The following is a 26,744-nucleotide window of genomic DNA, read 5'->3' on the forward strand; positions in this document are numbered from 1 at the left end:
CCGCCATTCAATTCGTAAGCCCAATCAGGCTGCAGTTTCAAATACGACCAGGTAAGCACCTATGAACAATGACCTGACCGCCATCACCGAATTACAATCCCCCGGTACAACCGCCGTGGATGCAGGTCTCCAGCAGAGGAAAAGCGCGGATACGCGTATCGCAATACTTGATGCAACGGTCGAATGCCTAGCCAGTCATGGCTATGCTAATACTACGACCAAGGAAATTGCACGCATTGCCGGTCTCTCACGCGGGGCAATGCTTCACCATTATGCGACCCGGCAACAATTGATAGAGGCAGTTACGGACCATGCTTTCTATCGTCACATGGAAAAATTCGTTATCGCAGTCAGCGAACTCACCGAAGAAAAACGCACGCAGGACAATGCAGGCATTCTTATCGACTGGCAATTGTATCTCTCACGCGAATATTGCGCCTATCTCGAGCTCATTGTTGCGGCCCGCACTGATGATGAACTGAGAGAAATGTTCGTCCCCAAGGCCCGACGCCATGATCGGGTCTGGCAGGAACAATTGGCACGGGTATTTCCAGAATGGGCGGGAGATCGCGCACGACTGGGGCGCTCTAGGCGATTGGTGCAGGCCGTGATGAGCGGCATGGTGCTCAATCGTGCGGTTTGGGACGACCCAAAAATAGAACGATCGATCCTTTCGCTGCTTTCGAATGTGCTGCTGGACCTGCGCGAAGGCAGGCTGGATTGGCCAGCCTGACTTCACCCTAGTTCTGAACGCAGCGCTAACGGATCGCCTAAAAGGCCTCCATCAGGGACGGTTGATCCACTTTTCAAGATTGTCGTGGAAATAGCGCACGCGCGCTTCCTGACCCGCGAGAATTTCCATTTTATAGCCACGCGAATGCAGCGCCTTCTGCTGCGCCCCCCAGATTGCCACATCCTGATCAATCGTCGGCCCCATGGAATAATCCCCGGCCTTGCCGATCTGGTGCGGAGCGGGGGTCGCCATGTCCACCCAATCGCGCAAGGTTGGAGAATAATAACGCTCCTGGCCTTTGGGGAACCAGTTCAGATACCACATGTCAAAATAGCACTTTTCCGGATCCGTCGGATGCGGTCGGGCCCGCAGCCAGATGTTGCCATCGGGTTTCAGGCTCAGCGACAGGTTCGGGAACAAGGTATAATGCCAGTTGTCGGTCAACATGGAATCGTCGAAGCGCGAATAGTCGTACCCCTTTTCGGCTCCAAGCAAACGCTTCTGGCGCTGCAAGGCCTCACGCAGCTCGTGCATGCGCCCGCGGAAATCATCGGGATTGAGCCCCCAGAACTGCATATGTTCGCCCAACTGACGGATGATTTCATCCTCACCACCCTTGACGGTCCGGCTCGGCGCACCACCCGGCATCAGCATCCGTGCATGGCCGCTCGGATACATATCGAACTGAGAATAGCGATAAGCAAACTCGGCCACATATTTCAGTTGCGGATGTGCATGGAAGACATGGTAGGATTCGTTGAAATTGTCCTGAACCAGCTTCCAGTTAAAATCCCCTTCAATCGTGACCCAAAGCGTCCGAACCATCTCCTCCATCGGATAGACGTCGAGGTGATCGGCGACCGGCTCGAGAGACTCCCGTAGCGGCTGGCAATTATTGTCCATGTTGAACCAGACGAAACCGCCCCAGAACTCTGTCCGGATCGGGACAAGGTGCTTATCACGGCAATTCAGCGACTTATCGAAATTCGGTTCATCCGGAACCGTCTTGAGGATGCCGTTCACGTCCCATGACCATGCATGATATGGACAGGTGAGCCGCTTGGAGGGGGCAGAACCCACTTCCTCAGTCACAAGCATCATGCCCCGGTGCTGGCAGACATTATAGAAGCAGCGAATTTCCCCATCGGTGCCCATAATCGCCAGAATCACTTCATGACCGAACTCAAGCGTCACAAAATCGCCTGGATTCTTGAATTGGTTGGTCATGGCAGCGATCTGCCAGGTGCGCGTCCAGACCTTGTCCCATTCCTGCTTCCAGAAATCCTTATCCCAATAATGGCTAGGGTCGAATGGCCGATCGCTCAATACGGGATCTGGTGCCTTGGCAGGATCGATCCCAACACGCGGCTTGGCGTTTTCGGTAGTGATCATCTGGCTTTCCTCTCAACGTTCCAAAATGTTTAAGCTATGAAATCAGCAGGGGTGGGAAGGCGCCGCAGATGCGCGCCCGCGCTGACACGAATAAGGTCCCCGGTGGCGATGCACTCATCACTGGCCACCCAGACCACCGCATTCGCGACATCGGCGACATCAGCCGTATTGCCGAGCGGCGTTTCTCGCCGAAAAGCACCAATGATCGCCGGATTGTCAAAATAGGCACCCGTCATCGCCGTTCTAGTTAGGCCGGGTGCGACAGAATTTACCCGAATGCCCCGATCGCCATATTCAAGAGCCGCGACCCGGACGACCTTGTCAGCCGCCGCCTTGCTGCCAGCATAGGCGGCCAATCGCGCGCCGGTCAGTTCGACTGTCAGCGACGAAATGGTCACGATCGATCCCGGTCCACTCAGCGCCGCAGCGGCATCGCGAATGAACAGTGCCGTGCCCACAAAGTGCAGCCGGGCTTGATGGAGCAAGCCATCCGCAGTCTCATCAGCCAGCAGTGCGGCTTGATTTTGACCAACCAGATTCACGGCAATATCAAGTCCACCCAGTTTCTCGCGGGCCGCATTCATGCCCCGGGCAATAGACGGTTCGTCGAGCAGATCTATCGTCGTCCATTCCACACCAAGCTGCTCTGCCGCCGCGGCGGTACGACCCGCATCTCGAGCAGCGATAACGACCCGCGCCCCTTCCGCAACCATACGTGCGGCAACTGCTGCCCCCATGCCTTCAGTCGACGAAACACCTACCAGTATCGCCCGTTTCCCAGCCAGTCTCATGCTTCTTCCTTGCTTTTGGTAGGCGCCATGCCTTCAGCATAGACAGGATCATTCTTGTTGCGCTCGCCATATCGGCGCGGCCCTTCAATCCGATCCCAGGCATCAGTTTTTGGATGCGTGGCGTTCCAATCGAATACGCAGCCGCGATGCGCGATCCGCCATTCTTCATTGCGACGTTCGAACCGATCAAGATAACGTCCCGAAACGACATAGCGAATAGGACTTCCGTCCGGCCCATTCATATCATGGTTCGCGATGAAATAAGATTCGCCCCAAGCCTCGTTGCCGTCCACATCGATCAAGACGTTACCGATAAAGTGCTGTGTTCGTTCCATTGTTGCTACAACTGGCAACACCCAATCAACAAACTCTACCGCCGTTCCCTTGAACTGGCCGTGATCGTCCGTTGCATCGGGATGAAATACCGATAGCAGAATGTCCCGGTCGCAGCGGTCTATGCCTCTAGCCAGCTTGTAAACAAGGTCCGTACAGGCCTGTTTTGCATGATAGACATTATCACTTTGGCTCATTGGTCATCTCCCCCGGCCAGATATTTGTCGAGCGTCTCATGAAAATGCCGGATACGGCTTTCCTGATACTGCCCAAGCTCGAGCTTCCTGTTTTTGGAACGCTCCATGCCCTTCTGCACTTCGGGGAGGTTGCGCATATCCTGTTCGAGAATATAGCCAAGCTGCCCGAGTTCGGACTCGAAACTCTCGTCCGGCGCGATCATCACCATCTCGGGTACAGGTGCTGTTTCACCCTCCTTCAAGCGGCCAAGCAGACGCACTTCCATCAAGGTATGTTTTTCATCCGGCCAAGGCCGCCAGCGATACACTACCGTTGGCTGGAAGCCCCCCCAAGGCGAGAAGTTAGGGAATACGTTATAAGTGAAGGCATCCTGAACTTCGGCGTCCGTTGCCTCGCTAAGGTCCATACCGAAGACTTTGCCGAACCGCTCCCGGTTGAAGTCCCCCATCGTCTGACGCGCATTCTTGCCCTCAGGCACTTCAATCGTCGTGCCCGGCTCAACCACGCGGCCATTGTAGCGTACGAAATTATCGATGATTTTCTGCGCCTCACCCTCATCGCCAAGGTTCGGTGACAATATACCGAAGGGCGTGATGGCAACATTCACATTATCGCCATACAGGGCGTATTTGGTCAGCGTATCGCCCGTAAATGGCATGATCTGCGGGTGCGTGGTGGAAACATGGTACGCTTCCATGAATGCTTCGGCACAGGCCTTCCAATTGGCGGGAATAACCTTGGCTGTCCATTTCATCGTGTAGGCGCGATCATGGCGCCAGCGCGCAAAATGCTCAGGCAGTGGCGCGAGATATTCTTCAAGCGACGGTCCGCCAGCTTCTTCGCGCAGGAAGATATACCCGCCCCATTCGCCCACTTCGGCTTCTGGCAGAGACAGCTTGTCTTCTTCTAGGTGATTGAAATCCCACTTGCAGGGAATCCGGCTCAATTCACCTGAAATATCCCAAGAAAATCCGTGATAGGGACAGATGAATGAGCTGGCACTACCGCTCTGTGACCGCAAGCGCCGCCCGCGATGCAGGCATACGTTATGGAACGCACGCACAGAGCCATCCTCCTGACGCACGACCAGAAACGAACGGCCAGCATTTTCATAAAGCACATAGCTGCCCGGTTCCGGCAGCTCTTCTACGCGCGCCACGAACTGCCAAACTTTCGGCCACATCTTGCTGCATTCGGCCTGAAAGAATTCCGGGCTAACATAACGCGCAACGTCGAGTGGTTCGGTGGTCATGGGGTGCTGGCTGTCCACCAAAAGATAATCCGGCACGCGGCGACTATCAGCCGCTGCCAGATCGTTCCAGTCTGGCCCAGGGCGCCGCGCATCACGTGCGGCACGATCACGAGCAAATGAGCTGTCGTTCATAATGTCCTCTCCCGCAGACCTTCGGTCTTTCTATTCCGTACATAACCGATTCGAATAAAAAAAACAATCTTGCTTGTTTTGTTTGGGTCGTATTCCCGAACCGATATGATAGTTCAGGTCGCCCCCTTATTCTTGGGGCATCCAACTGTGCCTCTCCGGCTCTTGTTTAGCGTTTCGCGTAATAATCAGCGCGTGCCAAAGCGCATTCATGAAACATGTCGAATGCCCGGCGAGTGCGTGACACAGACGTCACGAATGGATTGATTTGCGTCGCCCCGCTGGCGAGCCTCGCTAATTTGACTTCAGTGTCATCGGCACTGGCATGGTTGGACAAAAACACATCCACGCCGCGTCTTTGGACCTGACCCTTCATGAGCGCCGCCGAGCGCGCATACGCCATATAGTCTTGGCGGATGTCAGTCCCTCCCCACAACACGGCCAATCTGGATCGGGCCCCCTCCCTTACCGGGAAAATGAGCGACAATGTCCCCTCTGTATGACCTGGCGTCATGTAAATATCGACTTTCGTGTCACCGAGAGTCAGCGATTCATTCTGTTGGATTGAACGATCCCGCTCCAGCCGGTCGGAAGCAGGCAAATCCTTCTGCAAATCAGCAAGGGCCTTCCAATCAGCATCGCCCATGACCACCTGCGGATGATATTTGCTCGCGATATACGCGGCTCCACCAGTATGATCCTTATGATAATGTGTCACGATCATCACCTTGATCTGACCCGGATCCAGACCGAGACTACGTAACCCGCTTTCGATATAGTCCTGAGCTTCTGCAGGACTATCGAGCGCATCAATAAGGATCAGCCCAGCCTTGGTCTCGATTACCCAAGCCGAAGCTTTCGCATGACCAACGAAATAAAGGTTATCAAAGGCTTTTCCGGCCGGAATCCGATGTGGCGGCGGTGGCACATCCACTCCGGAAATGGCTCGGGGGCGAGGCGGCGAACAAAGATAACGCGATAAAACGGGAAAATCTTGTGCGCCAGCCTGCAACCCTCGCGAAACATGGGGCGAGTTATACTGTCCTGCAACATTCTGAGCCGGTGCAGCAACGCAGGGCGCGTAGATCGCCAACATTGCCGAAAGGGCGAACTTCAACGTGCACCTTGTCATAACCACTCCAATCCTCACGACCAACATGACGCGCTGGCAAGATCAATCCAGCAAACCAGCGACATGGCGCCCTGCGACATAGCCGAACGTCAGGCCCGGCCCGAGCGTTGCCCCCGCGCCCGGATAAGCCCCACCAAAGACATTGTATTGATCGTTGCCAACGGCATAGAGGCCTTCAATCGCCGTCCCGTCCGCACGCACGGCCTGCGCATATTTGTTGGTACGGATACCGGCAAAAGTCCCAATCTCGCCCGCGAATATTTTCATCGCATAGAACGGCCCCTTTTCCAGAGGAGCAAGGCAATGGTTAGGCCCGGTGTGTTCATCATCACCCTGATAGGCATCATAGGCATTGGTGCCGCGCTGGAACTCTGTGTCGACACCCTTGCGCGCATCAGCATTGAATTTCTCAACTGTCTGAGCAAGAATCTCGGGATCAAGACCAAGCTTAGCAGCCAGAGCCGCCATCGTCGGCGCTTCGATCAAATAGCCCGATTTGATATATGATGCGCGCGGGAATGGGCGCGGACGCACCCGGCCGATGCCCCATTTGTTGACGGCACGACTGTCACCGATCAACCAGGCATAGGCCAGCGGATCCTTTTTGCAGGCCTCGATAATCATAGGGACAAAGGCCGAATAAGCAGCCGATTCATTGCCAAATCGACGGCCACGCGGATCGACCGCAATGAATCCAGGCTTGAGCCGATCAACCAGATGCGGCCAGACACTTTCCTGCCCCTCGACTCCGGGTACAACCGAAGTCGGCATCCACGCGCCGGCATTCGAAATTTCAGCACTGAAAACACCGCCGACATCTTCAGCCATGCGCGCACCATCGCCTGTATTGCCGGGATTGGCGACAGAACGGCACTGGCCATCATGGGCATTGGCGGGATAAGCCTCTTCGCGCCGCTTGTTGTCATGCGGAAAGCCACCACTACCCAGAATCACACCCTTACGCGCACGCACCAGACGCTCGCCTTCAGGTGTTTGTATCCGTGCACCGACAACGCGCCCTCCTTCGCTCAACAGACCGCGCGCCGGAGACGACAACATGATAGGCACGTTGCGTTCGAACAGTGACTGGGCCAGTCGCGTGATCAACGCCCGACCACGCACGACCCGGCGCGGCGCACCATGCAGGGCAGTATCAAAAAGGTGCCGGGCCATTTTGATGGCTACTGCCGCCATAGCCTTTGGCGAGCGTCCCGCCATGAAGAACTGCTTCATTTCCACGGACGAACCAATGGCAAAGCCGAAAAACAGCAATTGCGGCAGTTCACGTTTCAGCAACAGGTGCTTTTTCCCAAGCTTTGACGAGTCGTAATCCACCGAAGTCAGCGAACGAACCCGGCGCGCTTGAGGATGATCCATATTATAATCCGGATATTCCCAAGCCGCGAAACGAACATGGGAATTATCTTCCAGAAACTCGACCATCTCAGGGCCATAACGCAGAAACGCATCAATCCGATCGGCTTCACCGAAATTGCCAGCCTCTTCCTGAATATAGCGCCGAGCCGTCTCAAGATCATCGGCTTCGCCCAACTGCTGCTGCAAGGCGGCAGAGTGACGATTGCCCGGAATCCAGAGCATCCCCCCCGATGTCGCCGTCGTGCCGCCGAAAACAGGCTCTTTCTCGACCACCAACACATCTAGTCCCGCATGGCTGGCAGTGAGGGCGGCCGTCAGAGCGGCGCCGCCCGATCCCACCACCAACACATCGCATTCAATCGGTGCCACTGCGCCTTGTAGTGCCTGTTTCGTCATCGTCATCCTAATCCTCATTAATTATATAGCTCAAATTGCAGGAAATCCGCCCTGCATCCGAATTTCGGCAATCGATCTCGTGCCTGACAGAGCCATCGCGATCCGCAAATCAGCCTGTAGGTTGTCGACCATTTTCTCCACGCCCACCCTGCCTGCGGCCGCCAAGGCGAACAGCCAGGGACGTCCCACCATGACGGCATCAGCACCACGCGCCAGCGCCCGGTAAACGTCCAGTCCAGTGCGAATGCCACTGTCTACCAGAACCACGCCACGGCCCGTCACCGCACGGGAGATACGTTCAAGAACCGATGCCGTACTGGGCACCCCGTCGAGTTGGCGTCCTCCATGGTTGGAGATGACGATGCCGTCGGCCCCCGCTGACAGCGCGGCAAGAGCATCAGATTCGCGCAACACCCCCTTAACGAGAAGATTTCCACACCAGAGCGAGCGAACCCACTCGATCGTCGCAGGGCTTAGGTTGGTTTCAAGCGAACTGCTCGTGTACGCCATGCACGCAGCCAGCGACTTGCCGCCACCCAGCCCATGACTGATGTTGCCAAGCGTGTGTGGCTTACCGCCCAGACCCACCGACAAGGCCCAGCCCGGCCGCATGGCAATCTGTCTCGCGCGCCATATCGCTCCACCTATCCCGCGCTGATTCAGCCCGGAACGGGCATCGCGCCAGCGGGTGCCCAGAACTGGCAGGTCAACCGTCAACAGCAGCGTCCGGCAACCTTGCGCCTGCGCCCGATCTATCATGTCTGCCATGAACGCACGATCACGCATCATATACAGTTGGAACCACGGCGGCGCGATGTCTGCCACTTCGGCCATGTCACAGACCGATGTAGTTGATAGGCTGAAAGGCACTCCTTTGGCTTGCGCGGCAGCGGCGGCGGCCACTTCACCTCGCCGCCAAGCCATGCCTGCGAGCCCGATCGGGCTGAATGCAAGCGGCAAGGCGCATGCCTCGCCCAGCAAGCTGGTTGCAGTCGATACGCCACCAACATCGCACAACACCCTCTGCTCCATCGGCAAGAGCGAAAAATCGCGGACATTGGCCTCTGCCGTGCGGCCATCAAAGGCCGCGCCATCATAATATTCAAACAGGAAGTGCGGCAGACGCCGTCGTGCTACATCGCGGAAATCCACATAGCTGGGCAATGCGGTCATGGCGACGGCCTAGGCTTTCCGGTCGCCGCGACCACCGCGGCGTCCACATCTGCTCGGCTGGGGTTGCCGCGCAGTGTCAGGCCGCCGTTCACCTGCAGATTCTGTCCGGTCATAAAGCATCCGTCACCCGCCAGCCAACAAACTGCATCGGCAATGTCATTGCTGGTACCAATCCGCCCCAAAGGGTAGCGCGCACGATACGTCTCGTAGACACCCGGGATGCTCTTGGCCCCCGCCGTCATCGGCGTGTCAGTAAGCCCCGGCGACACCGAATTGGCGCGAATACCGCGCGGGCCACCAACCAGCGAGATGCAACGCATAACATGATCGAACCCGGCCTTGGTCCCCATATAGGGCGCGTGGTCATCAAGCATGATCGTGGCGGTTGCGGAACTTATCTGGATGAGGGAGCCGCCATCGCGAACAACCGGCAGCAGCGCCTGAAAAAACAGGAATGGACCGATGAACTGCAATTCGACAATCTTGCGAAGGTCCTCTTCAGTCACTTCCTCGAAAGGCCCTCGTAACCCCCAGCCCGTGGCATTGACGATAACATCCAGTCCACCCGCATCGCGAAAATAATCGGCGAGACGCAGCGAATCATCGCGTGAAGTAATGTCGGCAACCATGGCGGCACCGCCGATCTCGTTAGCCAGTGCATCGAGCGATTCCCGGTGACGTCCTGAGACGACCACATGCGCGCCTTCCTCGGCAAGGCGACGAGCGATAACCTGCCCCATATTATCGCGACCAGCCGCCCCCACAACCAGCGCAACCTTTCCCGACAAAGGCAATGTATCGCTCATATCGCAATCTCCCACTTCATGCTTTACCTAAGCGATACAAAGGTGCGCCGATACGGCAGATGTCAAATTTGGTATCTCGTGATACTTTTTGACATCGCCGGGCGCAACACCTCCTATACCTGACCGCGAAATTATACTACACAAGCTGAAAATTGCAACATGCATGAAAAAGAGGATGCGAGATGAAGCCTAACCGAGAACCGGTCACCAGCGAAGCAGGTTGGAACGACCAACCCCTTCCTGGTGCGTGGCGAAGTGTCGCAATCCTGACGTTGATTTACGCGTTTGGCACACTCGACCGCCAGCTCGCAGCCCTGCTTGTTCCGCATATCAAGCGCGATCTGGCCCTCAGCGACCTTCAGGTCTCGCTAATACAAGGGCTTGCTTTTGGATTGTTTTTCATGCTGGCCAGTCCACTGGTCGGCTGGTTAGTGGACCGCATAAATCGCCGCAAAGTGCTGTTCGTCGGAGTCACCGGTTGGTCTATCGGCGCTATGGTCTCTGGCCTGTCTAACTCTTTCGGCCAACTCTTCGGCGCCAGAGCGACCGTCGGCGCCTTCGAATCAACAATCAACCCCACCGCTTACTCCCTGCTGGGCAACCTATTTCCGCCACGCAAGCTGGCGCTGCCGCTCTCACTCTTCGTGCTTGGCGGTAATCTCGGCAGCGCCCTGTCGTTTGTCGCCGGTGGTGCGATCATCGCCTGGGCTGCGACCGCCCCGCAAGTCCTGCCTATACTTGGCTCTCTGCACGGCTGGCAGCTAGCCTTCATACTGACCGGCCTGCCAGGACTGCTGCTCGCCCCGACAATCATGTTCGCAATCGAACCGGCGCGCAAATGGGCCAAGTCTGGCGTGAATGAAGTGATCACCCATACCGGCTATGCCGATTTGTGGGTCTACATGCGCCGTCACAAAAGATTCTACACCGGCCATATTCTCGGTTTCGCACTTGTGATGGCGTTCATTGTCGGCCTGCAATCCTGGAACGCGACCTTTCTAGCGCGCACCTTCGGCTGGGACCTCTCACGGATCGGCTATATCATTGGCTGGACGCAGTTTGGGTCAGCGCTGTTCGGCCTCGCATTACATGGCTGGATCGTGGACAAGCTCTATTCCCGGGGCATCGCCAATGCGCACCTGCTCTACTTCGCAGGGGTAACGCTGCTGGCAGCGCCGTGCGGAATTTTCGCCTATCTCTCAGGCAGCGCGATCGCGATGGTGGTGCTGTATAACCTCGCATATTTCTTCGTGATGGGCTTCGCCGGCATCGGCCCGGCCGCGCTGCAGATTGCCACCCCTGCAAATTTGCGCGGCAAGGTATCAGCGGTTTACATGGTCATCCTGTCCATCGTTGCGAGTGTGCTGGCGCCGATCGTCGTTGCGTCTTTCACCGATATCCTGTTCGCCGATGAGGCAAAGCTGGGCCTGTCGATGTCCCTATTCGCAGGGCTTACCAGCATCATCGCCGTGTGCATGTTTCTCTGGGCTGCAGGTGCGATGCGCCGCGCCATTGCTGATGCCAGAGAGCAAATTGAAGCTTAGGTATTTTGCGCTTAGATCCTCATTGAACCGGTATGGATAGAGGCGTGGCACTCACCCTTGACCAAGGCTTAGAGATAGATGGGCGGGCTATTGCGCGCGCTATCAGCCTCTACCTTCTGGTAGACACTGACTCACAAATCACACAATCTGGACATCTTATTGATGGGTTGGTGACTTCGCTATCCGCATCTGCAGTTCGCAACGCAGAAACCTTGGCGCCGGAGATATTGCATCCGGCGCCAATACTCACGCCTCGCAGACGATCCGACGAGCAACTTCCCAGGCAAATGCCGTGGCTGGCGCATGCGTATTTCCGGATACCAGACCGGGCATGGCGGAACAATCAACCACACGCACGCCATCTACACCACGCACCCGACAATCGGAATCGAGTACAGCCTCCAGCCCACCCATGGCACAGCTGCCAACAGCATGCGTGCCGCAGCGCGAATAGCGACGGACGGAGGTCAGGATATCTTCGTCACTTTCGATATGCTTGCCCGGTGCAAGCTCAGCGACCAACAAGTCCTTGAGTGCCGGTTGCGAAGCGAAACGGCGCAGCATCTTGAACGAAGCAATCGCACATTCCTGGTCTTCCGGCGTGGTCAACCAATTGGGCTTGATCACGAGGCCGTCGGACATTGTCGCCCCACCGATGTCAATCGACCCGCGAGAGGTGAGCTGCAGCATCTGACCATAGACGGTAAATCCGGGCTCGCGTTCAACAACGCTGAGCTGGACAGGAAACTTGGGGTCGCCCGCTCGTGCGAATGTGAAGGCGCCTGCATATATCTGCAAGTCGGGATGAGGGAGATTCGGACGTGAACGAACAAACGCGCCAACCTCATACGGCCCCGTCGCCAGAGGCCCGCTGCCAAACATAGCGTATCGCAGGACGTTGGCTACCAGGCGCGGACCACGAAACTCGCGGTTATTGCCCGGCACGGACAAACGAAACGCAATCGAAAGACCAAGGTGCTCACGGAGGTTACGCCCCACCGCTGCGCGATCGGCCACCACCGGCACGCCCGCGCCTGACAACACTTCGCCTGGCCCGACGCCGGAGCGCTGCAAAAGTGCGGGGCTTTCGATGGCCCCTGCCGACACAATCACCTCGCCAGCTACGCCTATGCGCTGCACACCTGCAGCATTCTCCACCTCAACAGCAACCGCCCGGCCTTGTTCGAATATGATGCGGCGTACTAGAGTGTCAGTCATGACACTGAGGTTCGGACGTCGACGCGCCGGTTCAAGAAAGGCCTTGGCAGAGCTGACCCGTCGACCGTTGCGGATATTGTGGGCATAATAGCCTACGCCTTCAATGTCCTCTCCATTAAGGTCGTCGCGGCGCGGGAGGCCCATGCTCTCGCCTGCAGCAATCGCAGCCTCTGCAGCAGGATAGCGAAATTTACCGGGAGAAATCGTGACCGGCCCACCAACACCTCGTCCCCCGCCCAGTCCAAGCTCGTGATTCTCAACGGCGGCGTATGCATCCCGCATCACTGACCAGTTCCAGCCTGTAGCGCCAGCTTCGCCCCAGGCATCGAAATCCGAAGGCTGCCCACGCGACCAGATCATGCCGTTGATCGCAGACGATCCCCCCAAACCGCGCCCACGCACCCAGACTTCACTCGATGCCTCATCGGGTAGACGGGCCTGTGACACCGGATAATGCCAGGCAAAGCGAGGATTGAGCGCAAGCTTGCCGATTCCCTTGGGCATCGTCACAAGCGGCGAACGATTGTCCCCGCCCGCTTCGATCAAAAGGACATTGTTGCGCCCATTACGCGAGAGGCCCTCAGCCATAACGCAGCCGGACGAACCGGCGCCAACCACAATATAATCAAAAACAACGTCGGTCTGCGTAGTCACAAGATAATCGAAGACTAGGTCGGTCTTTACGGTCACAAGCGATCCTCTCGTCTGCGAGATGCAGGACATTATTATGCCATTCGCATCCGCCATGGCAGGGCAGCGACCTTAAATCGCGCCCCGATCCCCGCAGGTCCTCGCCCTGCATCTGGCACTTTCTAAGACGCGCCTTACAATAAAGCAAGCAAGCTTGACCTTATTTATGATGCGCGTGATATTTTTATGTTCACAGCCGGATCATCTGTCGTTATCAATACCGTCGAATCCCTATCTGAGCGAGGTCCGCAGTGCTAAACCAAGACGCCCAGGCTCGAGTTGGTATCGATGCCCTTATCGCAACCTACAGCGACGCGGTGAATCGCCGCGACGCCGATGCATGGGCGGCGTGCTGGGCGGAGGACGCGATCTGGCGTTTTCACGGCCACGAACTGGTGGGCCGCGACGCCATTCTTGCCGCCTGGCGCAAAGCGATGGCTAGCTACGAACATGTTTGGTTCATGGCCTTTGTTGGCCATATCGAATTGCACGGCAATAACGCCAACCTGCGCACCCACACATTCGAATATCTACACCCGGCCAGCAGCTCACCGAAGCTTCAATCCGGGCTGTATGATGACAGCGTCACCTTCCTGGATGGCCGCTGGATCTTCACCATTCGTAGTTTTTCATCTCAGGAGTTACCATTATGACCATTATCGTCTCTGCCGTTATGGAGCTTGATCCGGCGCATGCCGAACGCATCATTCTTGAAGCGCGGCCCCTGATTGAGGCCTCGCTCGATGAGCCGGGATGCCTCGCCTACAGCTGGTCGCTGGACCCGCTCAATCCGGGCACGATCAACGTTTTCGAAAAATGGACTGACGAGGCCGCGCTCGCCTATCACTTCACACTGCCCAACTACACCGAAATGCGCCAAGTGTTGCGTTCAGCCGGGCCAATCAAATCCAATAGCTGCAAATATCTGGTTGCCCGCGAAGAGCCTATCTACGATGCGGATGGAAAACCCCGCGCGGACTTCTTCAGCCAAGTCTAAAACCGTTCAACACGGAGGGCGGACAGAATATTCTGTCCGCCCTCCCGTCAGATTCAGCCCTCGTTGCTGCTGGCGAGAATAGCTTCCATTTGCGCGTGCTGCTTCTGCAACACAGCCTCATTGGCACCAAAGACCATGCGGAAACCTTCCGGTGCCCAAGCAAGGTTGCGCTGCCCTTCTGCCGAGACGCTATAGTCTTCTGTCGTCACCACACGCTCAACAAAATCATGTATATCCGCCCAATCCTGATCGGGGCGATCTTCGGTGGCATGCGCCGGACGATAAGTTGCCATCAGCGTAACGCATTCCTGCGGCGTTTCACCCGGGAACACCCGCGATACACCATAGAACATGCCGCCGCCTGGCAGGGTATTCACGTTGATGCTGACATTCGGAAACAGCATGTAGAGACCGCCATAATCAGACTTGGGCCATGTCTCTTCCGGCTGGCTGCCATATTCGATGAAATCAGCACGCGGAAAGCCGATACGCACGTGCAACCCTTGCGGGCTATAGCTCATGGTATTGGAAAAGGCCAAAGAGCCGATCGTGCTTGGATGCAGTGTCGCGAAATGATAGCTCTCGCCATAAGTATCGAATGCATATTTCCAATTGGCGCCCGTATGGACGACCGAGGACTTGATCGGCCGCGCCTTGCCCAATTCAAGATGCGCCAGTTCATCGCCCATCGGCCCCAGCCAGTCAGCCACATCGATAGGATCCCCACCCGGGGTCCCCCGGACAAAAATCATCCCATGCCATTCGGCAACGGGCACCGGAATAAGCCCGAGCTGTTCGCGCTCGATTCCCTCAAAACCTTCCTTGCCCGGCTGCCCGATCAGCTTGCCGTCAAGATCGAAGGTCCAGCCGTGAAATTTGCATGTCATCCGCGTACGTGCATCGCACTCGGTAACAAGCCGCGCAGCACGGTGCGCACACATGTTGAGAAAGGCGTTGAGCACGCCCTCCTTATTGCGCACAATCAGGATCGCCGGGCCAAGCACGTCGAACAGCAGCTTATCGCCGGGATTGGGGACATCGAGCGAGAACCCCGCCAAAATCGGCCGCTTAAGGAACAACTCCCGTCGCTCCGCCTGCGCCCGCTCGGGGTCAGCGTAGATGGCAGGATCAATACGTCGCGGCCCGTCCGACAGATCGGTAGTCTTCCCGAGCATGTGCGCGATTGTCTTACGGCGTAAATCTTGATGAGAGCGATCTCGGCGCTCTGCCATGCTCTGGGCTGTGGAATCAGACATATTGATCTCCTAAGGATCGATTGACGGAACTTTATGCAACTTGTATCAAAATTTCAAGCACACTTCTCCCAAATGAGCGAATGACTCATTGATCGACATCAAATCTGCGGGGGTGACGCCCCTTATTAAGAGACACAAAATGACCAAACCACCCGCGCCCCCCCCGATCACTTACGAGACTGACCAGCCGGTATTATATGAAGTCATCGACGGCATCGCCTGGGTCACGATGAACCGGCCCGATTTCAAAAATGCACAAAATGGGCAGATGACCTATGCCCTTGATGATGCGTTCATGCGGGCAGTTGCCGATGATGAGGTGGGATGCATTGTCCTTGCTGGGAACGGTAAGCACTTTTCCGCCGGGCACGATATCGGCACGCCGGGCCGGGATCTGATGCGACAGTTTGACAACCGATTAATGGTCCCCCCCCATGTCAACAAACCCGCCGCCGAATTGCTCTATACACGCGAACAAGAGCAATATCTGGGCATGTGCCGGCGCTGGCGCGACATCTCCAAGCCGACAATCGCTATGGTGCAGGGGGCCTGCATCGCTGGCGGATTAATGCTTGCCTGGGTTTGCGACCTGATCGTCGCCTCAGAAGACGCCTTTTTCCAAGACCCCGTCAATCGCATGGGCATCCCCGGAGTAGAATATTTCGCCCACGCCTTTGAACTGCCTCCCCGGGTGGCAAAGGAATTCCTTTTGCTGGGTGAGCGGATGACTGCCCATCGCGCCGAGCAATTCGGCATGGTCAACAAGGTCGTCTCACGTGACATGTTACGTGAAACCGTGGCTACCATGGCAGCAAAACTTGCTGCCCAGCCGCGCCTTGGCAATTGGTTGACCAAGCAGGCAATCAACCACGTGGAGGAATTGCGTGGCAAGCGCACCGCGATGGACGCCGTATTCCACATGCATCACTTCGCCCACGCCCAGAACGATCTGGTCCACGGCAGTGCGCTCGGCGGTTTCAGCGCCAAGGCCATGGCGAATACCAACAAGCGGCAAGCTGAAAAGCCCTGAACCCCATACCAACCAACATTCCCGAAACGCACAATCAAAGGATCAGCCATGCGCGCAGTTACCATTGAAGGGGGCAAGGGTCCCGCCGAAGCCATGCATGTGGCAGATGTACAAAACCCAACTGCTGGCCCCGGGGAAATCCTCATCAGGGTGATCGCTGCCGGGGTCAACCGCCCTGACATCAGCCAACGCGAAGGCAATTATCCCCCGCCGCCGGGCGCATCCGACATCATGGGCCTCGAAGTTGCCGGCACTGTCGCAGCACTTGGCGAAGGTGTGACGCAATGGCGTATCGGTGACCGGGTTTGCGCCTTGCTCGCTGGCGGCGGCTATGCCGAGTTCGCCCGCGTCGATGCCCGCCACGCCCTGCCTGTCCCGGCTGCACTAACGCTGATCAATGCGGCTGGTCTGCCGGAAACACTGTTCACCGTCTTCACCAACTTGTTTGAACGCGGCCATCTTGTCGCAGGTGAGACTGCTTTGATCCATGGTGGCAACAGTGGCATCGGCGTCACAGCCATCCAGATGGCCAAAGCGGCCGGTGCAAGGGTGATCACCACGGTCCGCGGCGCTGACAAGGCGGCTCGCGCCAAAGCGCTGGGCGCAGACATAGTGATCGACGTCACCACAGAGGATTTCGCCACGCGTTGCCGCGCAGAAGGCGGCGTCAACGTTGTGCTCGACATTATCGGCGGTGATTATTTCGCACGCAATATCGAAGCCCTTAACCCCGATGGGCGACTGGTCCAGATTGCAACAATGGGCGGGGAACTGGTCCAGACCAACCTGTTGACCTTGATGTTCAAGCGGCTGACATTGACCGCATCCACCTTGCGTGGCCGTCCTGACGATGAAAAGGCGCGGCTCGCAGCGGAAATTCGCCGACAAGTCCTCCCCTGGATTGAAACCGGTAAGGTGCGCATCCCGATCGACAGCATATTTCCGCTTGAACAAGCCACTGAAGCGCATCGCACCCTCGAACGATCACAGCAATTTGGCAAAGTGGTCCTGCTGGTAGCAGAGGATAATAGCTGAGCTTCACAGCACCGCGAAACGATGTCTCGCCGCGACGCCAAAATCGCTTGACCGTGCGCCCCGACAAACTTTATGCAACACATTATACTTTTTACCGAGCAGGACTCGGAATAGCTTGAACTCCGGAGAGATCGCAATGCCGCAGATGAAGGTTCACCAAGCAATCGCGCACGCACTTCACGATAATGGCGTGCGTGACCTGTTTGGGCTGATCGGTGACGCCAACCTCTATTTCTCAGACAGTTTCGTGCGCGATTGCAATGGCCAGTTCATCTCATCGGCCAATGAGGACGGTGCCACGCTCATGGCATTGGGCTACACCGTGGCGACCGGCAAGCTCGGCTGTTGCAGCGTCACGCACGGCGCGGCCCTTACCAACACACTCACCGCCCTTACCCATGGCACCAAAGCGCGCACGCCGATGCTCTTGCTGTGCGGCGACACGGCCGTGGCAGATCATGAAAACTTTCAAAACACCCCGCAACGCGATCACGTGCTTGCGACCGGTGCCGGCTTCGAGCAACTGCGCACGCCAGAAACCGCTGCGATCGATATTGCCACCGCTATCCGACGGGCATGGACCGAACGACGCCCCATCGTGCTGAACATCCCGGTCGAGTTCCAATGGCTGGACGTCGATTATGCGCCGGTCGTCTGGCGCAAACCGGAAATGCGCACCATTGTTCCCGAAAGCGAGGATCTCGACAACGCCATCGGCATCATCGCCGCTGCACGCAGGCCGCTCGTTCTTGCTGGGCGCGGCGCCATCGACGAAGACGCCGCTGCAGCCATCCTCCGCTTCGCCAAGCGGCTAGAGGCACCGGTAGCCACCACCTTGCAGGCCAAGGACTTGTTTGCCGATGACAACTGCAATCTGGGCATTTTCGGCACGCTCAGCCAGGATGTGGCGATTGAGCAAATTCTCGAAGCCGATTGCGTGATCGCCTTTGGTGCCAGCCTCAACCCCTTTACCATGTCGCAAGGCGCCTTTGCCAAGGACAAGCGCATCGTCCAGATCGACATTGATGCCGCCCAATTCGGGCGCTTCCTCCAGACCGACGCTAGCGTCCTTGGCGATGCTGGTCGGACCGCCGATTTGTTCACCCATTGGCTCAATGAGGCGGAAATTCCCGGATGCGGGTGGCGCGGAGACGAACTCGCCACCACCTTGGCAACGGCAAGGGCCGCCGTCATTTCTATCGATCCGCAAGATAGCGATCCCATCGACATGCCGCGGGCTATCAAGATTTGCAACGCCGCACTTCCCGCCGATCGAGTGCTTGTAACCGACGGCGGCCGCTTCCTCGGCGAACCTTGGAAAAATTTTCGCGTCTCCCACCCCCGCAATTTCACGATCACGCTGGCATTCGGATCGATTGGCCTCGGCATGGGCTATGCGATTGGTACCGCCGTCGGTCGCCCTGGCGAACCGGTGGTCCATTTGACCGGCGACGGTGGCTTCGTGCTGGGCGGGCTGACCGAATTTAACACGGCAGTACGCCACGGCCTGAACTTCACCACTATTGTGTGCAATGACGGCGCCTATGGCGCAGAGCATATCCAGTTCCGTCGCAAGAATATGGACCCCACGCTTTCGACCTTTGAATGGCCCGACTTCGCCAAGGTTGCCGATGCGCTCGGCGGCAAGGGCTTCCGGGTCACCACTTGCGGCGAACTGCGTCACGCGTTGGACGCAAGCAAGAACGCCACGGTACCGGTCTTGATCGACCTAATCCTCGACCCGGACAATATGCCCGAATTCCCGTGATCGCCTGAAAAGCCAGAAAGCCATGACCATGACAGCAAACCCTGAACTCCTGCGGGATGAACTTTTCGCTATCCTTGGCAGCCGTGGCTTGCTGGAGCCGGATGACTTTGCCGGAAGGTCCTGCGATCCGTTCCTGCATGAGCCGATTGCCTCGCCCTTCGTCACCCGTCCGGCCAATGCCGCCGAATTGTCTGAAGTGATTAAGGTTGCGGCACGCCATGACTGGCGCATCGTCACCCATGGCGGTGTGACGGGCATGTCCGGCGGTGCTTTCACACGGCCAGACACGATCGTCGTCTCGACCGAACGGATGCGACAAATCGAGGAGATCAACGAGATCGGTCAGTTCGCCGTTGTCGGTGCAGGGGTTTCCGTCGAAGAACTACAGAACGCGGTCGAAGAAAAGGGGCTGTTCTACCCCGTCGATCTTGGTTCAAAAGGATCGGCAACCATCGGCGGTACGATTTCGACCAATGCCGGCGGCAACCATGTGATCCGCTGGGGCATGACCCGGCAAAGCGTACTCGGCATCGAGGCGGTTCTGGCAGATGGCACGGTGGTCAATGCGATGAACCGCCTACTCAAGAACAATACCGGCTTCGACTTGAAGCATTACCTCATCGGTAGCGAAGGGACGCTGGGGATCGTCACCCGTGCCGTGGTGCGATTGCAGCCCTTGCCCACCAGCCAAGAGGTGGCGCTGCTCGGCGTGGAATCCATGGAAAAGGTGCTCAAACTGCTCATGGCAGCGCGCAACATGCCCTCGCTAAGCGCCTTTGAAGTCATGTGGCATGACTATTACGCACTGATGGCGGAAAGCGGCACTGGCCGCCGACCGATCGAACCCGACTTGCCATATTATGTGCTGATCGAATCCATGGGCTATGACGCCGATGCGGATCGAGCGGCATTTGAACGATTTATGGAATTGGCGCTGGAGCAGGGCCTTGCTGCCGATGGCGTCCTCGCCAATTCTGCACGTCAGAAACAAGACCTGTGGCATGTCCGGGAAGGCTCAGAAGTCACCCATCGCGAATTCGGTGCAATCGTCCCCTTCGACGTCTCAGTCGATCTTGAACATGTCGAAGCCTTTGTCTCAGATGCCTATCGGCTGCTGAGGGAACGATTTACCCATGTGCGCGGCGTCACATTAGGACATCTAGGCGACAACAACATCCACTTCGGAATCAACGTTGGCCCACAAACCGTGGAGCAGTTCCACGCCGTCGAAGATGCGGTGTTTGAAGCGCTGGCCCCCTATGGTGGCGCCATCACCGCCGAACATGGCATTGGCAGTCTAAAGCGCGAATTCCTGCACAAGTACAAAAGTGAAGGCGAATTGGAGATGATGAAGCGAATCAAGGCCGCGCTCGATCCGCATGGACGCCTCAACCCCGGCGTCATCTTCGAGGAATGATTGAAACGCGATACCGCCCCGGCCTGACAGGCTTGCTGTCCAATTCAATGGCTTTGCCAACGAATTAAAAACTGAATTACCGGAGGCCGCAACACACATATATATATGTGTCGTAGCTAGGGAAAAATAGGAGGCAAATAGCCAATGGCGCCGCGTTCGACTGACGCTATGCAGATCGTCCCATCTGGTGAGTTTACCATGGGCTCCGATAGCTATTACCCGGAAGAACGCCCGCTTCGGAGAGTTCAGGTCGACAGTTTCTGGATGGATGAAACGCCTGTCACCAACGCCCAGTTTTCCCGCTTTGTCAACGCCACAGGCCATGTAACCGTCGCTGAGATTGCACCAAATCCTAAAGATTATCCAGATATGCTGCCCGGGATGAATCGACCGGGTTCACTTGTATTTACAGGGACTGATGGTCCGGTGGATTTATCGCAGGCGCACCTCTGGTGGCAATTCGCCTTCGGCGCTGATTGGCGCCATCCCCTTGGCCCTGAAAGCTCACTGGATGGCTTAGCAGACCATCCAGTTGTGCATATTGCGTGGAGCGATGCCGCAGCATATGCAAAATGGGTCGGCAAAGCTCTGCCGACAGAGGCGGAATTCGAATTTGCCGCTCGGGGCGGACTGGAAGGAAAGGAGTTTGCTTGGGGTGATGAGCTTGCTCCGGCTGGCGCAATGATGGCTAATTATTGGCAGGGTACATTCCCTTATCATAATAGCTGCACCGATGGCTGGGAGCGTACATCGCCGGTTCGAAGCTTTCCTGCTAACAGCTATGGCTTGTATGACCTTATTGGAAATGTGTGGGAATGGACCCAAGACTGGTGGTCGGAGCATAGTGGCGTCGCCAAGGCCAAAGATTCCTGCTGTGGGAAGAAAAATCCCCGAGGCGGCAATATGCGTAATAGTTTTGACCCATCCCAGCCAGATATAAGGATAGGGCGAAAAGTAATAAAAGGTGGATCGCATTTGTGCGCCATCAATCACTGCCAACGTTTTAGACCAGCAGCACGTCATCCAGAAATGATTGATACTTCGACTACACACATTGGTTTTAGGTGTGTCATCCGGCGGAAGTGAGCGCCCACACCCCGAATCGTCCACATTTATTGGATTTGCGCTGGTTATCTGACCGAAGGTTGTCGAATTCGAACCTTTGGCACCCAATCCATTATTATTCTGTACCAAAGGTTCATTTTTGCCTTTTACTCAACCCGACAGCCCCCTGCACCATGATCGCACTGGGCAGTTCCGCTGTTCCTCATCTTTCTGCGCAATAGCCGAGAAGGTCAGCAGTTCAAACGTCGTCAATTCTGACACATGTCCGATCATATCGTCTTCCTGCAGACGTTGCATGACAATCCGACCGTTCTGCTTATCGTTGAGCCGCATGAACAATGTATGGCGCGCCCAATTATTAGCCCGTGTGCGCACAGTGGCGGACAACGCCTCCTCCGGCTTCATCAGAGCATCGACGATATCCCACCGTACCGCCGATCCACCTATTGGCGTCGTGCGATATCGAGATAATGTCGCAAGTTCCCAGCATCAACGGCGGCAAGGAACTGGACGACGCTATCGACCTGATCGTCATGCTTGCCCTGTGGGAAGGCGATCAATTCATCCTCAAAGGCGCGGAGCCAGGGTGCCTCAACAGGGATCCAGACCTCGCCGCGCTCGAACTTGGGCGACTGCTGGGAGGCTCGGTCCTGCTTTGACCCTAGAGGCGCAAGGTAGGTGATCCAGAAATTCCCGCCGTTCCTGCGGATATTCTGAAAGATGCTGATCCCCGATCCGGCTCTTTCCACGACCACAAGATCTGCTTTCCATTTTTCGCGCTGTCGATAGACGGCCTTTTGGAGTTCGGGGAAGGGTAGACGCTCACGATAGATATCGAGCAGGTAATAGCTTGTGCCTGAGAGCGCCCAAGTCGAACAGACGCTGTAATCATTGTGGCTCTCCGTCTCATAGGCCGTGTCCCAGCTCTGGATGATCGCTTCGACCTTATAATGCTCAGGCCGCGTCTCGTAGCGGCGCAGCCAGCTGAGCTGGAAGAGCGTGCCGCCACCTGCACATGGGCGCTGATTATATTGCGCTTCGAAGTCCCGCTCTCCCATCGCATGGCGGAGCCGGTCGATTTCCGCTTCATCGAACCGCTCTGGATGCAGGATACTGCCTGGAAAGCGCGTTATCTCACCGCCGTCCGATACTGGGATGGTCTGCTGTCGTGGTGCAATAAGTGGTAGGCAGAGCTCATCCCATCCACCGCCAGCCGCGAGTTGTCCGGGCAGGTCCTCCAGATGCAATCGCTGGGCCACCAGAAGGATTCTACCCGTCTTTGGATTGTTGAGACGACTCAGCACGGTACCGGTGAACCAGTCGATTGCGCCTTGTCGCGCGACCTCGCTATGCGCGTCCTTGGCCTTGATCGGGTCGTCGATAATGATGAAGTCACCACCCCGTCCAGTTAGCGTACCGCCGGTCGAGGTGGACATACGATAGCCGCCCCGTGTGGTCGCCAGCAGATTAAGAGCCTGCCGCTTGGGTTCAAGATGGGTGTAGGGGAACAGCCGCCTGTACCAACTGGTCTGCATGAGTTTACGCGTTTGATGCGCAAAATCTTCGGCAAGGTCCTGATTGTAGGATGCACAAATGATCTTTGCCCCCGGTTTATGACCGAGAATCCACGCGGGCAGACAAATGCTGGCGATGAAGCTCTTCATCGTGCGCGGCGGCATGGTGATGATGACCCGGGTCTTATCCCCACGCACCATGGCCATCAGCTGGGTACAGATTGCATCAATATGCCAGTTGGGCAGATACTCATCGTCATAAAGCTGACTGAACGCACCGGCGACAAACAACGTGAGTTCCGTGCGTGCGAGTTGGTCCAGCAAGGGCGAATAAGTCTTTTGGTCAAACATCATCATGCTCCCCATCGTCCGTATATGGAATGTCGCCCTGCATCTTCAAAAAGTGGATGAGATCCTTGGTGCTGACTGGTGCCTGGGCATCCGATGCAGAATCGTCCGTTGCAACCGGCCCATAGCGCTCATGAAGCTCAATGAGCTTTGCTATGGCCTTGAAGTTGCCGCTACTCGCCTGATTGGCCAATTGGTGTAAAGCCAGGCCGATCTTTGAGATGTTTTTCGTTTTACCATTGATTTTGGCAGGAACCTTGACGCTGAATGCCTCGTTGACGAGCGTCTTGATGTTCTTCGCGCCTTTTGGTCGCCCCTTACCCGGACCATTGCCTTTCGGGAATTGGGTGTGTTTAGGCGGTTTGCCATAACCAACCTCATAGGGTGCGGCTTCGCCCTCAATATTCTCGCTGCCGTCATTTTCCGGCGGCCCATCGTGTCCAGATATTGTCATGATCGCCTCCCAGAAACCTATGCGGCAGTCGAAGAACCCTCGATCAGCTCTTCATGCGCCCGGATGGTTGCCACTTCATCGAATGTTTGACCGGTTGTGATCAGGATCGGCATTTGACCTGTCAGTCGTTGCCATCGGCGCAGGCTGACATCGACAAACTGCGGTTCGAGCTCAATCCCAAAGCAGCGCCGACCTGTTTTCTCCGCCGCAATCAGTGTCGTCCCGCTGCCCATGAACGGATCGAGCACCGCCTCGTTGCGATTGGTCACATCAAGAATGGCGTCGCTGCACAGTTCGACGGGTTTGGGCGTGGCATGCTGTCCCAGCATTTCATGGGCCGAGGATCCCGGGCGATTGGCACCCGGCATGGACCAGACATTGGTGCGATCACGGCCATGTTTACCAAGCTGGACATTGTTGTTGCGAGGCGTGTCCCCGTTGCACATGACCGCTATCAACTCATGCGCGGAACGGTAAAAGCCGCCCATGGCACCAGATTCCTTGTACCAGACGATGAGGTTCAAGAGGCTGAGTTTGGATGCTGCGCCAGCGCTATAGAGCAGATCGATCGATCTCCAGTCCATGAACCCGAACAGGATCCCGCCATCCATCAGATGCTTTTTGGCACAACGGATCGCGGTTTCGAGGAACTGCGCGAACTCCTTATCCGACATCTCGCCAGACGCCATTTTGAATTCGCCATGCTTTTTCTTGCCGAGCCCACTGACATTTCCGCCGATACGGACATTATAGGGAAAGTCGGCGATGATCGCCGCGAGGCCCTCTCCTGACAGCAATTGCGCATAGGTTTCTGGCTCAAGGGCGCTGGCGCAGATGAGCCGATGATGACCCAGTTGCCAAAGGTCACCGGGCAGGGAGACGGGTGCGCCAGTTGCATCTTCCTCCGCTTCTTCTTCGGTCTGGCTATCCGCCGGATCCAGCAGGATGATATCCTGCTCTTGCAGGGTAAATCCTGTTGATGTCAGGTCGACATCCAGATCGATCAGCTCCTGAAATTCAATCTTGAGCTGATCCATGTCCCAGCTGCCGAGTTCGGCGGTCCGGTTCAGTGCTAGGGCCAGCTTGCGTATTTCAGTATCCGTCAGGTGCTGGCAGTCGATTGTGGGAATATGGGTCAGGCCCAGCGCCTGTGCCGCTTCCCACCGGACATGGCCATCGATGATTTCAAGGCCCTTGACCAGGATCGCGCCGCAGAAGCCAAGATCAGCAATCGAGGTCGTCAGTCGACCCAGCTGCTCCGCATGAGTGCGACGGGTGCGGTGTCGCGAGGGCTTTAGCGTCGCGATCTCGAGGCGCTCGATCTGGAGATCTGGCAACAGATCGTTCCGCCGCCGCTGGCGGATCGTTTCGGTCATCTGCCGATCGGCTGCCATGGCCTCACGCCGGTGCCGGGTCTTGCTCAGCTTCTGATTTTTAAACGCCTCGTTACCTATTTTCACCCCATGTTTCATCTCGACCTCCCAATACAAAAAACCCCGCCACCGCTAATGCGGGACGGGGTTTTCCAAGGAAGGAAACAGACCCGTCACGCAGCAGCGCAAATTCAGGTCGGCTAGTTCCATCCGTGGATTGCCGAGCGTCCATTTCTGGACTTATTACCAATGGATCATAGGTCCTATTTTGACGCAACATAAAAAATCATGTTCAGTTGAAATATTGCGGAGGGGTGATTTCAACAAATTGAAATGTATGGACTTCATCTGAAATTCGAGCAAACCTCGTCCGTATGAAAATAACTTCGAATGATGGCATCAGTGCCTTGGACGGGCTCAAAGTCCGCTGGCACCGGAAAAAGATTCTCAGTTTGGCTTGGCCATGCTTGGCCTAAAGCCTTTGGACGACGTTGACGCCTTTACCTGGCTGCAATTTACGTCTGCCGCACTGGAGGCAATGGAGTTGCCACTCGGCAAATATCCCATACGGACATCGCGTATGGAGGAGTCCATCCAGCGAGGGGGCAATCTTTCTGTCCCCGACCTCATGCGCGGCCTCATGGACTGGATGGATGTCACCGATGACCCCGTCTCGACCTCGCATAGCCTGCGCCAAATCCTCGACCGATATTTTCCTGACAATGGAGAAACGGCGCCATCATTTACGTTTGAGAATGAGCATGGCGGCAAGTTCAGATTTGGTCTTGGAATCGTCGACCAGGCGCAACCGCTGGTGGCCTGGCAAAGGCGCCAATGGGTGGTCGCGATTGGATGTCCACGCAAGATCGAACCAGGTCGTATGACCTTGGCGGCGCCGGGCCCCATTACCCTGCGCGTCGCCCAATCCATCATAGGGCATGCCGCGCTAATCGATATAGGCGGACCTATCGATAGCTATGAGACCGCACGCGCGAGTAGCCGACGCACCGGCAGTTTTTATAATTGGGAAAGCACAGCTGCGACAATTGTCGATTGGGAATTTGGCTATGCCATTACTGACCGCGACGGTGTGTTGGAACCTAACGACGCGATGGTGGCATTGCCGCCGGCCCATGAGTGGCTGTGCCCGCATCAACTGGCCACCCTCATCGCTATCGGGAACGGATATCTCTAGAACCTGCCACAGGCGAAGCGCGCGTTGTCAGCTGCCGCAGGGCATCGGTTTCGGGGGCTCGCAAGGCCATGCAGGCACCTCGGTGGCGGACCTTTCGTTATGGCGCACGCTGTCTGTTAAGTTGGCAG

General features: G+C 56.7%; 24 protein-coding genes. 10 read left to right on the forward strand and 14 right to left on the reverse strand.

Going from position 1 to position 26,744, the window contains the following annotated elements:
• The first annotated feature begins 61 nt into the window (after nucleotides 1-61).
• Nucleotides 62-733 carry a TetR/AcrR family transcriptional regulator gene (locus tag K6117_RS13515; RefSeq protein WP_221796282.1) on the forward strand — a complete coding sequence of 224 codons (672 nt, stop codon included), beginning with the start codon at nucleotides 62-64 and terminating at the stop codon, nucleotides 731-733.
• 51 nt (nucleotides 734-784) lie between these two features.
• Here the strand turns inward: K6117_RS13515 and K6117_RS13520 are convergent, their stop codons facing one another.
• From K6117_RS13520 to K6117_RS13555, 8 genes are all read right to left on the reverse strand, one after another.
• On the reverse strand, nucleotides 785-2,125 hold the full coding sequence (locus K6117_RS13520; RefSeq protein ID WP_221796285.1) for an aromatic ring-hydroxylating oxygenase subunit alpha: 1,341 nt from the start codon (nucleotides 2,123-2,125) through the stop codon (nucleotides 785-787).
• Nucleotides 2,126-2,154: 29 nt separating this feature from the next.
• On the reverse strand, nucleotides 2,155-2,916 hold the full coding sequence (locus K6117_RS13525) for an SDR family NAD(P)-dependent oxidoreductase (RefSeq protein WP_221796288.1): 762 nt from the start codon (nucleotides 2,914-2,916) through the stop codon (nucleotides 2,155-2,157).
• A complete protein-coding gene (locus tag K6117_RS13530) occupies nucleotides 2,913-3,446 on the reverse strand; it encodes a nuclear transport factor 2 family protein (protein WP_221796291.1) in 534 nt (177 codons plus the stop codon). Before K6117_RS13530 ends, K6117_RS13525 begins: the two co-directional genes overlap by 4 nt.
• Nucleotides 3,443-4,717: an aromatic ring-hydroxylating oxygenase subunit alpha gene (locus K6117_RS13535; protein ID WP_343211798.1), complete on the reverse strand. Its 1,275-nt coding sequence runs from the start codon at nucleotides 4,715-4,717 to the stop codon at nucleotides 3,443-3,445. The genes K6117_RS13530 and K6117_RS13535 overlap by 4 nt, the downstream gene beginning before the upstream one ends.
• A gap of 280 nt (nucleotides 4,718-4,997) precedes the next feature.
• Nucleotides 4,998-5,924: an MBL fold metallo-hydrolase gene (locus K6117_RS13540; protein ID WP_221796298.1), complete on the reverse strand. Its 927-nt coding sequence runs from the start codon at nucleotides 5,922-5,924 to the stop codon at nucleotides 4,998-5,000.
• Nucleotides 5,925-6,002: 78 nt separating this feature from the next.
• Entirely contained in the window at nucleotides 6,003-7,739 is a 1,737-nt protein-coding gene (locus K6117_RS13545) for an FAD-dependent oxidoreductase (RefSeq protein ID WP_246605109.1), read from the reverse strand.
• Nucleotides 7,740-7,763: 24 nt separating this feature from the next.
• Nucleotides 7,764-8,906: an L-lactate dehydrogenase gene (locus K6117_RS13550; RefSeq protein WP_221796301.1), complete on the reverse strand. Its 1,143-nt coding sequence runs from the start codon at nucleotides 8,904-8,906 to the stop codon at nucleotides 7,764-7,766.
• Nucleotides 8,903-9,712, reverse strand: a complete 810-nt coding sequence (locus K6117_RS13555) for an SDR family NAD(P)-dependent oxidoreductase (protein WP_221796304.1) — start codon at nucleotides 9,710-9,712, stop codon at nucleotides 8,903-8,905. The genes K6117_RS13550 and K6117_RS13555 overlap by 4 nt, the downstream gene beginning before the upstream one ends.
• Nucleotides 9,713-9,894: 182 nt before the next feature.
• On the opposite strand from K6117_RS13555, the gene K6117_RS13560 reads away from it, so the two are divergent.
• Nucleotides 9,895-11,256 (forward strand): MFS transporter, encoded by a 1,362-nt coding sequence (locus K6117_RS13560; RefSeq protein ID WP_221796307.1) that lies wholly within the window; start codon nucleotides 9,895-9,897, stop codon nucleotides 11,254-11,256.
• 246 nt (nucleotides 11,257-11,502) lie between these two features.
• On the opposite strand, the gene K6117_RS13565 is transcribed toward K6117_RS13560, so the two are convergent.
• Complete coding sequence (locus tag K6117_RS13565; RefSeq protein ID WP_343211799.1) at nucleotides 11,503-13,164, reverse strand: GMC family oxidoreductase; 1,662 nt, start codon at nucleotides 13,162-13,164, stop codon at nucleotides 11,503-11,505.
• 251 nt (nucleotides 13,165-13,415) lie between these two features.
• On the opposite strand from K6117_RS13565, the gene K6117_RS13570 reads away from it, so the two are divergent.
• Together K6117_RS13570 and K6117_RS13575 are read left to right on the forward strand one after the other, a co-directional pair.
• On the forward strand, nucleotides 13,416-13,817 hold the full coding sequence (locus tag K6117_RS13570) for an SgcJ/EcaC family oxidoreductase (protein ID WP_221796310.1): 402 nt from the start codon (nucleotides 13,416-13,418) through the stop codon (nucleotides 13,815-13,817).
• Entirely contained in the window at nucleotides 13,814-14,161 is a 348-nt protein-coding gene (locus K6117_RS13575; RefSeq protein WP_221796313.1) for a putative quinol monooxygenase, read from the forward strand. Before K6117_RS13570 ends, K6117_RS13575 begins: the two co-directional genes overlap by 4 nt.
• A 53-nt stretch (nucleotides 14,162-14,214) precedes the next feature.
• Here the strand turns inward: K6117_RS13575 and K6117_RS13580 are convergent, their stop codons facing one another.
• The gene (locus K6117_RS13580; protein ID WP_221796316.1) at nucleotides 14,215-15,336 is read right to left on the reverse strand and encodes an aromatic ring-hydroxylating oxygenase subunit alpha; all 1,122 of its coding nucleotides are present in this window, start codon (nucleotides 15,334-15,336) and stop codon (nucleotides 14,215-14,217) included.
• A gap of 220 nt (nucleotides 15,337-15,556) precedes the next feature.
• Here K6117_RS13580 and K6117_RS13585 point away from each other — a divergent pair, with 220 nt between their 5' ends.
• The 5 genes from K6117_RS13585 (at nucleotide 15,557) to K6117_RS13605 (ending at nucleotide 21,753) form a co-directional block, all read left to right on the forward strand.
• Nucleotides 15,557-16,447, forward strand: a complete 891-nt coding sequence (locus tag K6117_RS13585) for an enoyl-CoA hydratase (RefSeq protein WP_221796319.1) — start codon at nucleotides 15,557-15,559, stop codon at nucleotides 16,445-16,447.
• A gap of 48 nt (nucleotides 16,448-16,495) precedes the next feature.
• Complete coding sequence (locus tag K6117_RS13590) at nucleotides 16,496-17,482, forward strand: NAD(P)H-quinone oxidoreductase (RefSeq protein ID WP_246605110.1); 987 nt, start codon at nucleotides 16,496-16,498, stop codon at nucleotides 17,480-17,482.
• Between the two features lie 145 nt (nucleotides 17,483-17,627).
• Nucleotides 17,628-19,250 carry a thiamine pyrophosphate-binding protein gene (locus K6117_RS13595; RefSeq protein WP_221796322.1) on the forward strand — a complete coding sequence of 541 codons (1,623 nt, stop codon included), beginning with the start codon at nucleotides 17,628-17,630 and terminating at the stop codon, nucleotides 19,248-19,250.
• Nucleotides 19,251-19,272: 22 nt separating this feature from the next.
• Nucleotides 19,273-20,667, forward strand: coding sequence for an FAD-binding oxidoreductase (locus K6117_RS13600; RefSeq protein WP_221796324.1), 1,395 nt, complete (start codon nucleotides 19,273-19,275; stop codon nucleotides 20,665-20,667).
• A 168-nt stretch (nucleotides 20,668-20,835) separates the two neighbouring features.
• Nucleotides 20,836-21,753: a formylglycine-generating enzyme family protein gene (locus K6117_RS13605; protein ID WP_221796327.1), complete on the forward strand. Its 918-nt coding sequence runs from the start codon at nucleotides 20,836-20,838 to the stop codon at nucleotides 21,751-21,753.
• A gap of 129 nt (nucleotides 21,754-21,882) precedes the next feature.
• On the opposite strand, the gene K6117_RS13610 is transcribed toward K6117_RS13605, so the two are convergent.
• Genes K6117_RS13610 through K6117_RS13625 form a run of 4 tightly spaced genes read right to left on the reverse strand, consistent with a single transcriptional unit; the run spans nucleotide 21,883 to nucleotide 25,442 of the window.
• Complete coding sequence (locus tag K6117_RS13610) at nucleotides 21,883-22,137, reverse strand: hypothetical protein (protein ID WP_221796331.1); 255 nt, start codon at nucleotides 22,135-22,137, stop codon at nucleotides 21,883-21,885.
• A 38-nt stretch (nucleotides 22,138-22,175) separates the two neighbouring features.
• On the reverse strand, nucleotides 22,176-23,603 hold the full coding sequence (gene terL, locus K6117_RS13615) for a phage terminase large subunit (RefSeq protein WP_221796334.1): 1,428 nt from the start codon (nucleotides 23,601-23,603) through the stop codon (nucleotides 22,176-22,178).
• A complete protein-coding gene (locus K6117_RS13620; protein WP_221796337.1) occupies nucleotides 23,590-24,048 on the reverse strand; it encodes a DUF5681 domain-containing protein in 459 nt (152 codons plus the stop codon). The genes terL and K6117_RS13620 overlap by 14 nt, the downstream gene beginning before the upstream one ends.
• A 17-nt stretch (nucleotides 24,049-24,065) precedes the next feature.
• Nucleotides 24,066-25,442 carry a DNA modification methylase gene (locus tag K6117_RS13625; RefSeq protein WP_221796340.1) on the reverse strand — a complete coding sequence of 459 codons (1,377 nt, stop codon included), beginning with the start codon at nucleotides 25,440-25,442 and terminating at the stop codon, nucleotides 24,066-24,068.
• Between the two features lie 460 nt (nucleotides 25,443-25,902).
• On the opposite strand from K6117_RS13625, the gene K6117_RS13630 reads away from it, so the two are divergent.
• A complete protein-coding gene (locus K6117_RS13630) occupies nucleotides 25,903-26,616 on the forward strand; it encodes a hypothetical protein (protein ID WP_221796344.1) in 714 nt (237 codons plus the stop codon).
• The last annotated feature ends 128 nt before the right edge of the window (nucleotides 26,617-26,744 follow it).

The organism is Alteraquisediminimonas sediminicola (assembly GCF_019740335.1).
Classification (GTDB): domain Bacteria; phylum Pseudomonadota; class Alphaproteobacteria; order Sphingomonadales; family Sphingomonadaceae; genus Alteraquisediminimonas; species Alteraquisediminimonas sediminicola.